Source organism: Leptothoe spongobia TAU-MAC 1115 (genome assembly GCF_018739885.1).
In the GTDB taxonomy this organism is placed as follows: domain Bacteria; phylum Cyanobacteriota; class Cyanobacteriia; order Phormidesmidales; family Phormidesmidaceae; genus Leptothoe; species Leptothoe spongobia.
The window spans coordinates 1-13299 of record NZ_JADOES010000069.1; the positions used below are offsets into that span (position 1 = coordinate 1).

Here is a 13299-nt window from a genome sequence, read left to right on the forward strand (position 1 = left end):
ATTTTGACTTCGATAAATCATACAACACAGGCCCCGCATACAACACAGACCCCAAGTGCCATCAAGACAGTAAGGGCCGTCGAGTGGCTATAGAAGCCTCCAAAGTGTCATTTGCAGAGACCAGCCAGACGATTGGCGAGATGACTGGGGCAACGGTGGGTAAACGTCAGTGTGAAGAGGTGAGTGTGAAAGTGGCTCACGACTTTGAAGACTTTTACGCCCAACGGTCTCATGAAGCCCCCGAGTCGAGTACTGACCTACTGGTGGTGACCACGGATGGCAAAGGCATTGTGATGCATAGCAAAGACCTCAGAGAGGCGACGGCTAAGGCGGCCCAAAAAGCGGCCCAATCCCGAAAGACTCGATTGAGTCCGGGGCAAAAACGAGACCGAAAACGGATGGCAACCGTGGCGTCTGTGTATAGTGTCCCCCGATTCGAACGATGCCCTGAGGATATCATCGGGGAGCAACGCGACCCGCCTCCACGTCCGGTGATTAGCAATAAACGCGTCTGGGCAGATATTCGACAAGATACTAAAACCGTCATTGGTCATGTCTTTGAAGAAGCCCTCCGACGTGACCCCAAAGCTCAACGAGACTGGGTAGTGCTCGTCGATGGTGGGGAGCATCAATTGAATAGCATCAAGGCTGTGCTTAAAAAACAACAGCTAGAGGCCACTATCGTGCTGGATTTTGTGCATGTGCTCGAATACGTTTGGAAAGCAGCCTTTTGCTTTTTCGTGCCCGGTAGTCAGGAGGCTGAGACCTGGGTGAAGGAGCGCGGCTTACGACTCTTGCAGGGACAGGCCAGTGATGTAGCCGCTGGGATGAGACGCAGTGCTACCCTGAAAAAGCTATCCTCTTCAGCGAGAGAGCGGGTTGATAACTGTGCTGACTATCTGTTGAAATATCGAAACTACCTTCGCTATGACGACTATTTAGAGAAGGGGTATCCTATTGCCACAGGAGTGATTGAGGGGGCGTGTCGCCATTTGGTCAATGACCGCATGGATATTACGGGGGCTCGTTGGCGGTTAGACCGGGCGGAAGCTGTGCTGCGAATTCGAGCGTTAAGATCTAGTGGAGACTTTGATGAGTATTGGCAATTCCACAAGATTCAAGAGCTCAAGCGCAATCACATGCATAAGTTTCAAGACCCTGAAAGATTGTTGTCAGCTTAATTGCGTCGCTAGAAAAGAGCCTCACCCTATTCATTTGCTCTATCTTGATTTTGTATTCCTAAGTAAGTGACACCTATAACACCTAGTATCAGTGCCTCCATTGTAAGATTCTTGGTGCTTTGAGCTAAAACAAGACTTTTATCTAGCGTACTAATTGTTTTATTCAAATCTGCTGAGTCTGAATGTATTAAACCTATGCCTATTAGAGGTAGTCCTTGCCATTGGACAGATCCTTCTCTTTGGCTAGTTATTAGACTCCTTTTAAAAAAAGTGAGTGCACGCTCTTCTTGTCCTAAAATCATATAAATAAATCCTAATTGATTCATATAAAACGAGCTGGTGATAGAGTCGCAATGGTCTAGAAGTCTTGTGTATAAAGTTATTTCTTGCTGATAGTAATTCCAAGTATGTAGATGTTGAACAAGTGTCTCATGGAGTGGTGAACTAAGGGGTAAATCAAGCAAGCTCCTACTCTCTTCCCATGCCTCTATCTCACACAAATGATGAAATGCCTCTAAGTATCCACGTATTCTTTCAAGATTTGAGCTTTCTGAAAGTGGCCTATATTTTCCCAACCAATTCTTGATTGCTCTCCAATTAGCTCGTTTTTTAGATTTTGAGGTGTTGTTATACTTATCTAAATTGAGATTAGACAAGAACTCTTTCCCAGAAACTGTAATATCAGCATGTGCCTCAGAAGACAATACTTCATGCACTTGAGCCTTGCTAAGGTGAGTATTTGATTTCATTAGGGTTTACCTTGTTTTATAAATGAAAATTCTATGAGAGTAAAGGGGCGTTTTAGTGGTGGATGAAATATTAAACGGCCAGATATGATACTCTATTTTTTTGGAGAATGACAGTATCATTTGAGCGAGTTGAGACACCAATTGTCTCAATGATGCATCGAATCTTTCAATATGATTGAGTTATCTACTTTGTGTACTCATCGCTCGATATCATTGCATTAGAAAGATTGCCTCATAGATCCTTCCAGAATCAGTATAGCTGACCTCACATACTGATAAAGTAACAGCCTAAGATTTCAGGCCTCTGGCAGGTGTAGTCATCTACAGGCACACCCACAATTCGACGTGTGTCTCAACTGAATATTAACCATATCCTTGTTTACTGCCTTTGGGCTATAGTTCGTTCCATTCAAATTGACGGCTCTTTTGTGAGGTATGCACGTCAACGTGCTTGGTCGCTCTCTTTTATTCGCTACTCACCTATTCCTGAAGTCAGCCTTTGGAAAGCTTAGCTACTTGTGCAATCCCTCTCGATTGGAAATCATCTCTAGTAATTGCTCTGTCAAGTGATCCACATCCTCCTAACAATTCAAAACTCAGGAACTTCTAGTTTTCTTTTCTTCCCTGCATAATGCCTGTAAATAATCTCTGGAGAATTACCCACCAGCCGAGCTACATCTTTTGCATCCATCCCAGCTTCTAAAGCATGGGTAATAAATGTATGACGAGTTTGATAAAGCTTTCGGTACTCAATCCCAAGGCCATCCAATACCCTTTTCCATACTCGATTTCTGAAGTTGTTCGTATCGATCATCTTGCCCGCAGGTGATGGAAACACCAAAGCCCTCGATAAACTCTCCTGAGATTTAAGCGTCTTCAACAGTTTTTTCAAAGTTCGATTACAGGGGAATGATCGTTGTTCCTGAGTCTTTAACCCCAATCGAATCTCTTTGCCACCCTCAGTATCAATCAGTGCCTGGGCAAAAGTAACTTGCTTACAGTCTGCTGCTACATTTTGCCAGGTAAGGGCCACCGCTTCCGATGGACGACATCCAGTCGCAAACAGAAATTTAACCAGCGGCCCATAGTAACTATGCTTACGACTTGATGCCGCTGGACAAAACTGATCCTTCTCAATTGCCTTAATAATGGCATCACGCTCCGATAGTGAGAAAGGATTGATATCATTCAGCCCTTTCTTTGCAATAGCTTTAGGCATTTTTATTTTAGATGCCATTCCCTGAAAAGGATTGTCGTTAATCTGTTTTGAATCCACCGCCCATTCACAACAGGCAGCCAAACGAGTGATCAATCGTTTCCCCGCATCTAGCGGTAGGTTTAGCAAAATATAATCACGAATCTCATTCGCCCTTGCCAACTCATGGGTGGGAAACCGTTTTACATGGTTGGTATAGGGGCCATAGGTTTGTCGCATAGTATTGGGCGAACACTGGGGCCACTTGAACTCCACAAACTGCGTCCAGAGAGTGAGTAAATCTACCCCTGCTTCTTCAGGCACTTCCTCCACTTCTGGCTCAGATCGGTACTTGGCCAGAGTAGGGTCAAACTTTTCAAAAGCAATGTCTGCTTCAATTAGCTTTGCCTTTGCTTCCGCAGCTCGTCGATTGAGCTTAGTATCTGGCAAACCCAGACTCAAATAATGCCGTTTACCCCCATAGCTAAAGACCAACTGCAGACGATCATTAGAGGTTTTGATACGCACAGTACCTTTGGAAGCCTTTTGCTTTGTCCGAGTCGCAGCCATGGCAAAAACCTCAGAATTGGGGTAAATCCTTACCCCAATTTACCCCATCTTTACCCCAATAATGGGTCTAAATTGGCCTGAAATGACCCAACGCATGTCCTGAAGTATGTATTTCAAGGCCATAAAAAACGAAGCCTCAAAAGCTGAAAGGCCCTGAAATCAATTGATTTCAGGGCCTTTCGTAAAAAAGCGGATGATGGGACTCGAACCCACGACATTCAGCTTGGGAAGCTGACGTTCTACCACTGAACTACATCCGCAGTGGTTAAATGCAATAGTAGCAGGTAATTTAGCGCCTCAACACCCTGAATTTACGTTACTTAAATGTCTATTGATGTCGATGTATATTTAAGGAAATTAGGCCAATTTTAGTCCAGATTTAGTCCAGCTCATGCCGAAGCTTGAATACACGTTGGCAGCGGTTAATGCCAGGTTAAAGGCGAATAATACCAAGGTGGTCCTGGAGCAGCGGGGCAGTTCGCTGAGTATGCGAGCGACGTTGCCACCAAAACCGGGAAGTAATCGCATCGTTCCCTATCAGCAACGGATCGCTCTTAACTTACCGGCCAATCCAGATGGTTTGAAGCGGGCTGAAAAGGATGCGCGACTTCTGGGGGCACGACTGGCAACCAAGGAGTTTGACTGGGTTGATTATGAAGTTCACCTGGTGAAGGTAAAACACACTACCAAGGATGTTGTTAAAGAATTTGAGAAGGACTACCGTAGTCGCAATGAACTGAAGCAGTCTACCTGGAATGAAAACTGGGCCAAAATTTTTAAGCGTTTGCCACCGAATAAAAAGCTAACGGCTGACATCTTAATTGGGCAGGTGTTGAAGCAGCCCCATAACACTCGAATGCGGCAACAAACCTGTCAGCGATTACAGAAGCTGGCAGATTTTGCCAAAATTGAAGTGGATTTGATGCAATATCAAGGTAACTATGGACCCAGTAAAGTGCAGGATCGTGAATTACCCAGTGATGAACTGATCGTAGAGTGGTTCGAGCGCATTCCCAATAAGGGTTGGCGATGGATTTATGGAATTATGGCGGCGGCAGGGTTAAGACCCCATGAAGCGTTTTTCTGTGAGTGGGTGCCAGAAGGGCTCCAGGTTTTGAAGGGAAAGACGGGACCACGCTTGGTATTTCAGTTGTTTTACCCTGAATGGGTTGAGGCATGGGGATTGAAAAATATTTGTCGTCCTCGTATAGATGCTGAACATGCCTATACCAAAGGTAATTTAGGCAAAAAGATTAACAACCAGTTTCACCGGTATGGATTGCCATTTCAACCCTATGATTTACGTCATGCGTTCGCGATTCGGACATCGGTAAATTTCAATTTGCCAGAAACTGTTAGTGCCAACTTAATGGGACATACACCTAGCATTCATTTGGCGAGATATCACAAGCATATTTCTCTTGCTCATAGTCAACAGGCTGTGAAGAGAGCCTTGAATTCAGCTGATCGGCCAACGCCACCTAAACGACGCGACGACGGCTCTGTTCTTTAGTTTTTCTCGTTTTGTAAGCTTGAACATCAACAACAAAACGGCGACCCCGCTTTTGGATTTCTGTCCCCGATAAAAATTCACCTTTACGAATGGCATGGCGAAGAGATTCGGGGTTGTCAAACCCAAGCATGTAGTAGGCCTCAGATGTAGGGTATAGTTGACGGGAAGATTCTTGGGATTTGTTTTGTAACACATTGAACAAAGCAGCCTGTTCTGTTTGAATCTGCTCCATACGAGCAAAGACCATCTCTAATGTTCGATTGGTTTGCCTGAGTTCTTCTAACACTTTGGAGTACATATCCATGACTCCGTTCTCCATGATGTGAGTTATCAAGCGGTAGATGAGTTTGTTGTACTGGGTAAGCATTATTAGCCCAGAGGCAATGCTTATGTTTCCTGATAGAGCCATCATATAGTAGAGATATTTAACCATGCTGACAAAATGCTGTCATAGCAACATTACTTAATTCAATTGATGACTGAATAATTAATGTAGACTGGTTATCAGCTTTTTTGAGGTTTAGGCTAAACCTCAAAAAAGCTGATAAATCTGGCTTTCGGAAAAGTTCATCGAAGTTGTCAGCATAAAATGACTTACTAAGAATGACTTACTAAGGTCGTTGACCAGTTATGTCTGGTTAATCGCTCAGCATAGGTCTCAAACCTACTGTTTTCATTGGGTTTCAGCCCCATTTAGCGACAATTACTCGAATGTAGGCGAGCCTATTGGCTGGTTGATGCTATTGCTTCCCGGCAGGATGCCTCTGGTGAGTCAAGATCCTATGATGCAGGATATTCAGTTTTGGAAACTGGCTGTAAATAGTGATCGCTCTGCGTTATTGGAGTAGCCTTGCGATCTCACGATCTCATCCATCTACATACTCATATTTTTTTCAGGAGGTTGATATGGCTACTACTTCACAGGGCCTGCGGGTATTGGTGCGACCGTGCAATAACGGTACGTGCCCGGCGCTCTATGCTGATGAAACGGGTCGAGTATTTGTACAGGGTAGTAAGCTCAATCGGACAGAACATGCTGGACTTAATATTCCGGACCATGAAGAGGTGGTTGAACTTACCCCTGAACTGATTTCGTTTTTGAAGTCGAATTTAACTGAACTGTTGAGGGTTGATAATCGGTGTCTGAATTTTGGAGAGATTTGAAGTCTTTTTTATGGGGTTCCTGGATCTTGCCAGAGTAGTTCTGTATCGACAAATCTTCTGAATTCTTCTGAGTTGGCTACTCTTACTTTTTGCCAGTGAGAACATACTGTTTTATAGGCGAAAACGTCCTGAGCATCTCGTTTGAAGCCTTCAAAGTGACTGGGGCTAATAATGCCGTTTCGTAAATGGAGATACCCTAAGAGTACTTGATTTACTAAGAATGCGCTGATCTTTTCTAGCTCCCAATCGTTTCGATCAAGGCCATTGGCGTTAGTAAAGCTCTCTAACAGTTTTTGGTTATTGAGGATACCGAGGAACAGTTCTCGGTGGACATCTACGAGGGTGTGCTGGGCTTCGCTGTAATCGGTGGCTACCTGGTGGCGAATTTGACCGATGAGAAGTTTAACAGTTTGACGGGTGGAAATCCAGAGCAGGATATTGGCCACTGTGGTAACAAATGTGAGACCAATCATCAGCAATGCAGTCAAGTCAGTGATGCTTAATCCCCATAGTTTGATGGTGCTTTCACCGTTCATCAATATTCTCGTCACAAAGTTCAAACTCTTAAGGGTAAATCCTAAGAACTTCGAGGTAAGGGGTCAAATGAATTCTGCTTGAGTTTAGGTGGGGCTGTGGTTACGCTAACCCAGCTAATTGTGTTGTTGCCATCTGAGTATTAGGAATGATGGTTTGAATCACGGCCATGCAGGATAGATGACTATAGTTTCTTTGCCCTGCATGCTCTGCTGTGTCCAATGCTCGGCAATTAATGCAAAATGAAAACCATGCACTGGGAGAACGCCCTGTCGCTACGAGTGGCTTTCTGAGTGACAATTACCAACAAGGACTAAGATCTATTTTCTCACCCTTAGGCCATGCCCAGGCTACAGTTTACAGCTTATTAAGAGCCAATCTAATAACCTTAATTCTTAGGAAGTTGATTGTTATTACTAAACCATAAGCAAGAATAAATATAAGGAAAGCCAGACTAAATTCTTGAGTAATGTCCGCAAAACTTTTTTGATTTTGAGTAAAATCATCAATAATAAACAGATTGCCTAGAGTATTACCATTCACTTCCAGGGGACTAATGGAGACAATCAGCTGTCGGTCCTTAATAGTTATACTTTCCAGCAGCTTATCCGCAGGTAACTCTAGTACTGCCTCTGCTAGGCCATCCTTCTTCCATGCCTTCATTTCAAGGACATCGGACTGGGCAACGAGCTCTCCCTCTGGAGAACGAATCCAAATAGCTGTATCAACAGTCGATCGATAGTTAATAACCTTCTCCAGCGCCATTGGAGACGGCAGTGTCTCATCCATCCATGCCACATCTTGACCAAACCGCTCAGCAATTTCTAGCGCATTTTCCTTATGACCCTTGATCAAAAGTTGCTGTGTTTTAAAATTCATGAATGCTGTTAATACAGCCATAGCTACAGTTAAAAATAGCAATACTATTCCAGCCAACTTACTAAAGTTGATGGCTTGTTTTTGTAAACTTTTGTCTATAAGTTCTCTCGCTATTTCTGATAGTGGAAATTTTTTAAGATGCTCTCTGTGGAAGATAATTGCATCTTTTAATTGTCTTTCTTGAAGCAGATAATTTTTAGAGCGGTTGGTATTCTGCCATTCCTTGGCAGCCAACTCAATTTGACGTTTTCTATAAATCAGTTCTCTATCACTATCAATCCAGTCACGCAGTCTATCCCAGTAGGTGATCAGGGCTTCATGGCTAATCTCTGCTTGTACTTGCTGATCATTACTGGATAGGGTGATTAGACGTAATCCTGATGCAGAAAACTTGTCGAGAAAGTGTCTTATTACCTGAGTATTATCTTGGTTTGATGTTACTTCCTCCAGGGACATACGACGACGGGTATCACGGATACCTTCGCCTAGCTGCACCATTGATGAAAATACGCGACGAGCAATGGTCTGTTCTTCTAATGGTAGATTTTGATAGACGCGTTCGGCTTCTCCTGCCAGGGCACCGCCAACGCCGCCAATCTTTTCCAGGGTTACGGCAGGTGAAACTCCTTGCTCTAGTCCTTTCCAGATACGGCTAAGGGCAAACTGTAGCAATGGCAGTGCTCCTTCTCGGTCTTCTGTTTGCTCAATCAGAAGGCTAACGGTTGCCTGGTCCAGGGGATGGCCTGCCTGTTCTGCAGGTTTGCTGATGGCATCTCTTAGTTCCAGTTCATTCATGGCCCTAACGAGGAATCCTTGTTCAGCAAAGAGTGTATTTAATGTGCTCAGCTTCTGGGTTTCGCCCAGGAAGTCGCTGCGCATTGTGATGATGACCGATACTCGCTTTGCTGGGTCTGCAGCGGCACAAAGTAAGTTCTTAATGAATGCTGTGCGTTCTGTTGAGTTCTGGCAGAGGGTGTAAATTTCTTCAAATTGGTCTACCAGGATAATTAGTGCTGAGATAGTGATGTCTGGCAGGGCATCGGCAATGCGGCGTAAGCCATCATAGGTGCCTTCTGAGTTTGCCTGAGCTAACTCTTCTCGAAACTCGCGAGATTTCTTTACGGGGGTGGGGTCATTTGTTGCTATGCGGGCCAATATTGTGGCTAAGGCTTCTAGGGGATGGGTACCGGGAACCAGTATGGCAACGTTGGCTCGATTGCTACCGGGTAATGGTCGTCGTGCAAGTTCTGGAATTAGCCCAGCACGGGCCAGGGATGATTTTCCCGAGCCTGAGGGACCATAAATAGGTAGCAAGCGAATGACGGAGTCGGTTTCATGTAAAGCGCGAAATTTTTCCCAGAGTTGTTTGGTTTGGGCTTCTCTGCCGAAGAAAAGATCGCAATCGGTTTCTTGGAAGGCTAAGAGGCCCTTGTAGGGATTGGGGCTAATATCCGTTTTGCTAGTTTCTTTGGTCGGTTCACCGGGAGGGGCGTTAAGGATGACCTGGCCGTAGACAACAATACTGTCTATGACTTGACCAATCGTTTGGTTGCGATCGCCCTTGATATGTTGCTGAATATGAGGAGCAGCGTCTTGAGTATGGTCAGATGAAAGCGGGTCATTAGCCATAGACTTTTCCTCACTTCACCCATGGACGCTACATTAGCTTAGAACTTGTCAAATGTTTTTCCACTAGTCATTTTATCAACGGCTCAAGAGTGGTGTAAATGAGTGAGTTGGGGCTAGGACTTATCTAGCCATTCAAGTTTGAGCGTTATCTTTGCCAGACATAGCGATCGCAGGTCCGTTTAGCCTTTTTAGCAACATCTGTTTGAGGCTCAGTCAGGCTAGAGTGGTTGCGCATTTGATTGCAAGCCCTTTCCAACAATTTTTCTTGCGATATCTCCCAGCGACGGATCGTCTGATCTTCACTAGCACTGATGATGGCTGAACCATCAGGGCTAAATGCAACTGAAGAGACATTATCCTTATGCCCAGTCAAGGGTTTGCCAATGGGTTCACGGGAGATAGTGTCCCAAAGCCGAATCGTATAATCCCAACTGGCACTGACAATTTTAGAACCATCGGGACTAAAGGCTACTGAAGTGACTCTACCGTTATGACCGATGAGTGGATCACCGATGGATTGACCGGAGGTGGCATCCCAGAGTCGAAGTGTATGGTCTAGACCAGCACTGACGATTTTAGAGCCATCAGGGCTAAAAGCCACTGATAATACCCCATCCCCATGGCCGGTTCTCAACGGAGCACCAATGGGTTGACCAGAAGTGGCATCCCAAAGGAGAAGCGTTTCGTCACCACTGGCACTGACGATTTTAGAGCCATCAGGGCTGAAGGCTACCGAAGCGATCCCATCTTTATGACCAGTCAATGATTCTCCGATAGATTGCCCAGATTCGGCATCCCAGAGTCGAAGTGTTTGATCTCGACTGGCACTGATGATTTTAGAGCCATCCGGGCTGAAGGCTACTGCAAGAACCTCATCTTTATGACCAGTTAATGGTTCTCCGGTGGATTGCCCAGATTCGGCATCCCATAATCGAAGTGTCTGATCTCGACTGGCACTGATGATTTTAGAGCCATCGGGACTGAAGGCTACTGCAAGGACTCCATCTTTATGACCAGTGAATGGTTCGCCGATGGGTTGACCGGAAATGGTGTCCCAGAGTCGGAGTGTCTGGTCATCACTGGCGCTGATAATTCTAGAGCTGTCAGGACTGAAGACTACTGAAGTGACCCCATCCTCATGGCCTTTCAAGGGCTTACTAATAGGTTGACCAGAGTCGGCATCCCAGAGTCGGAGTGTCTGGTCACCACTGGCACTGATAATTTTAGAGCCATCAGGACTGAAGACTACTGAAGCGACCCCATCTTCATGGCCTTTCAAGGGCTTACTAATAGGTTGACCAGAGTCGGCATCCCAGAGTCGGAGTGTCTGGTCTCGACTGGCACTGACAATTTTAGAGCCATCAGGGCTGAAGGCTACCGAAAAGACCCAATCCGTATGACCAGTCAATGGCTTGCCAATAGGTTGACCAGAGTTGGCATCCCAGAGTCGGAGCGTATGGTCATAACTGGCACTAACAAACTTAGATCCGTCAGGACTGAAGGCTACTTCATGGACCCCAGCCTCATGGCCAGTCAACGGCTCGCCAATAGGTTGACCAGAGTTAGCACCCCAGAATCGGATCGTCTGGTCTTGACTGACACTGACAATTTTAGAACCATCGGGATTAAAGGCTGCAATGATCCAACCCTCGTGACCTCTCAAGGGGGCACTGATGGGTTGGCCGGATGCGGCATCCCATAGTCGGATCGTCTCGTCATAACTGGCACTGACGATTTTAGAACCATCAGGACTGAAGGCTACTGAGACGACCCAATCCGCATGACCAGTCAATGGCTTGCCAATAGGTTGACCAGAGTTGGCATCCCAGAGACGGAGCGTTTGGTCTTTACTAGCACTGGCAATTTTTGATCCATCCGGGCTAAAGGCCACTGCAAAAATTGCATCATTATGACCTCGCAAGGGTTCTCCGATGAGTTGACCAGATGCCGCATCCCAAAGTCGGAGCGTTCGATCATAACTAGCACTAGCGATTTTCGAGCCATTGGGGTCAACGGCTACTGAAAAGAGCATATCCTCATGGCCTTTCAACCTATTTAGCTCTGAATTGGTCCGAATAGCATCTAGTAAAACACCATAGACTGAGTGAAACTGAGGACGGTCAGGAAATTGCACGAAAGTCGACTGACTTAATCCAGTCGAAGCAATGGCGTGAATGAGTGCCTCCACTGGTTGATCAGAAAGCAAGGCTTCTGCAGTTCTCGCTAATTGTTCTACTCTCTCGCGTTCAACCCGTTGGACTTGATAGGTTGCAAAAACTGCCGCCCCAGTTGTCATTATTAAACCTGTAGCGAGTACTCCAACTAAGAGCCGCCGCTGTCGCTTGATTGCTTGCTCAGCTTGTTCAAGTGCGTGAACTGAGGCTATAAAGAATTCTATCTCTAAAGGTGTCATGTCACTACTTGTTCTCTCGTGATACTGACGCAGCAAATCCAAGTCGGGGGGACGCCAAAGTTTTCCTTCAGGCTTTCCCATTGTTTCCCAGTCAGCGGCTGCAGCCTCCAACTGTCGTTTAAATCGCAGATCGCTACGACTCTCGTTTAGCCACTGCTGTAGTTGAATCCAATGGTCAAACAGGGCCTCATGGGTGACCTCTGCTGTTTCTGTTCCTTCTTCTGTTGCGGCGCAGGTAATTAAACGCTCAGATGAGGCCGAGAACTTCTCTAGCACTTGCTTCACCGCCTTCAGGTTGTCTCTATGCGACACCAGACGTGTTACAGCAATACGGCGACGAGTGTCACGGGTACCTTCACCTAACTGAATCAATGCTAAAAACAAACGACGAGCAATGGTCTGTTCCTCTGGTGGCAGGGCTTGATAAACGCGCTCCGCTTCTCCTGCCAGAGCACCGCCAACGCCTCCAATATTTTCCAAAGTTATGGCAGGTGAGACTCTTTGCTCTAGTCCTTCCCAGATGCGGCTAAGGGCAAACTGCAGCAGTGGCAGTGCTCCTTCTCGGTCTTCTGTTTGCTCAATCAGCAGACTAATCGTTGCCTGGTCTAGGGGATGGCCTGCCTGGTCTGCGGGTTTGCTGATGGCATCTTTTAATTCCGGCTCATTCATGGCTCGAACGAGGAATCCTTGTTCGGCAAATAGGGTGTTTAATACGCTTAGCTTCTGGGTCTCGCCGAGGAAGTCACTTCGCATTGTGACGATGACTGATACTCGCTTTGATGGATCTGCTGCGGCATAGAGTAAGTTCTTAATGAATGCTGTCCGTTCTGTTGAGTCCTGACAAAGGGTATAAATTTCTTCGAATTGATCTACCAGGATGATTAGTGGTGAGATTGTAATGTCTGGTAGGGCATCGGCAATGCGACGTAAGCCATCATAGGTGTCTTCTGTATTGACCTGGGCTAACTCTTCTCGAAACTCGCGAGATTTTTTGACGGGGGTGGGGTCATTTGTTGCTATGCGGGCCAATATTGTGGCTAAGGCTTCTAGGGGATGGGTGCCGGGAACTAGTATGGCAACGTTGACCCGATCGCTACCTGGCAATGGTCGTCGTGCGAGTTCTGGAATCAGACCAGCACGGGCCAGGGATGATTTACCTGAGCCTGAAGGTCCATAAATGGGTAGCAGGCGGATGGCGGAGTCGGTTTCATGTAAAGTGCGAAACTTTTCCCAAAGTTGTTTCGTTTGGACTTTTCTGCCAAAGAATCGATCGCAATCTGTTTCTTGAAAGGCTAAGAGACCTTTGTAGGGATTAGGGGTAATGTCAGTTGTACTGGTTTCGGTTGCCGGTTCATCGGGAGGAGGGTTGAGGATGACCTGGCCGTAGACGACGATGGTAAGTGTCTATTTCCATGAAAAACAGGCTCTCTCTTGAGAAGCCAGCAGGTTATGGAGGGTCTTGAGAGATTAGG

9 protein-coding genes and 1 tRNA gene are annotated in these 13299 nt (G+C 46.0%); 3 read left to right on the plus strand and 7 right to left on the minus strand.

The genetic code is table 11. The features are described from left to right. Positions 1-1181: ISKra4 family transposase (locus tag IXB50_RS21390; RefSeq protein WP_246564848.1), on the plus strand; the 1181-nt coding region annotated here is incomplete at its 5' end. 26 nt (positions 1182-1207) lie between these two features. Here the strand turns inward: IXB50_RS21390 and IXB50_RS21395 are convergent. From IXB50_RS21395 to IXB50_RS21405, 3 genes are all read right to left on the minus strand, one after another. Continuing rightward, positions 1208-1930 carry a hypothetical protein gene (locus IXB50_RS21395; RefSeq protein WP_215611031.1) on the minus strand — a complete coding sequence of 241 codons (723 nt, stop codon included), beginning with the start codon at positions 1928-1930 and terminating at the stop codon, positions 1208-1210. Between the two features lie 589 nt (positions 1931-2519). Continuing rightward, positions 2520-3695, minus strand: coding sequence for a site-specific integrase (locus IXB50_RS21400; RefSeq protein ID WP_215611032.1), 1176 nt, complete (start codon positions 3693-3695; stop codon positions 2520-2522). A gap of 188 nt (positions 3696-3883) precedes the next feature. Then, positions 3884-3955, minus strand: a tRNA-Gly gene (locus IXB50_RS21405). A 131-nt stretch (positions 3956-4086) separates the two neighbouring features. On the opposite strand from IXB50_RS21405, the gene IXB50_RS21410 reads away from it, so the two are divergent. Beyond that, positions 4087-5208 carry a site-specific integrase gene (locus IXB50_RS21410; RefSeq protein WP_215611033.1) on the plus strand — a complete coding sequence of 374 codons (1122 nt, stop codon included), beginning with the start codon at positions 4087-4089 and terminating at the stop codon, positions 5206-5208. Here the strand turns inward: IXB50_RS21410 and IXB50_RS21415 are convergent. Next, positions 5177-5512 carry a hypothetical protein gene (locus IXB50_RS21415; protein ID WP_215611034.1) on the minus strand — a complete coding sequence of 112 codons (336 nt, stop codon included), beginning with the start codon at positions 5510-5512 and terminating at the stop codon, positions 5177-5179. The two genes, IXB50_RS21410 and IXB50_RS21415, sit on opposite strands and share 32 nt — an antisense overlap. A gap of 602 nt (positions 5513-6114) precedes the next feature. Here IXB50_RS21415 and IXB50_RS21420 point away from each other — a divergent pair. After that, entirely contained in the window at positions 6115-6372 is a 258-nt protein-coding gene (locus tag IXB50_RS21420; RefSeq protein ID WP_215611035.1) for a hypothetical protein, read from the plus strand. Between the two features lie 8 nt (positions 6373-6380). Here IXB50_RS21420 and IXB50_RS21425 read toward each other — a convergent pair whose 3' ends face one another. From IXB50_RS21425 to IXB50_RS22695, 3 genes are all read right to left on the minus strand, one after another. Further along, positions 6381-6908, minus strand: coding sequence for a hypothetical protein (locus tag IXB50_RS21425; RefSeq protein ID WP_215611036.1), 528 nt, complete (start codon positions 6906-6908; stop codon positions 6381-6383). 355 nt (positions 6909-7263) lie between these two features. Beyond that, positions 7264-9414: an ATP-binding protein gene (locus tag IXB50_RS21430; protein WP_215611037.1), complete on the minus strand. Its 2151-nt coding sequence runs from the start codon at positions 9412-9414 to the stop codon at positions 7264-7266. A gap of 145 nt (positions 9415-9559) precedes the next feature. Continuing rightward, the gene (locus tag IXB50_RS22695; protein WP_326520874.1) at positions 9560-13222 is read right to left on the minus strand and encodes an nSTAND1 domain-containing NTPase; all 3663 of its coding nucleotides are present in this window, start codon (positions 13220-13222) and stop codon (positions 9560-9562) included. Positions 13223-13299 lie beyond the last annotated feature (77 nt).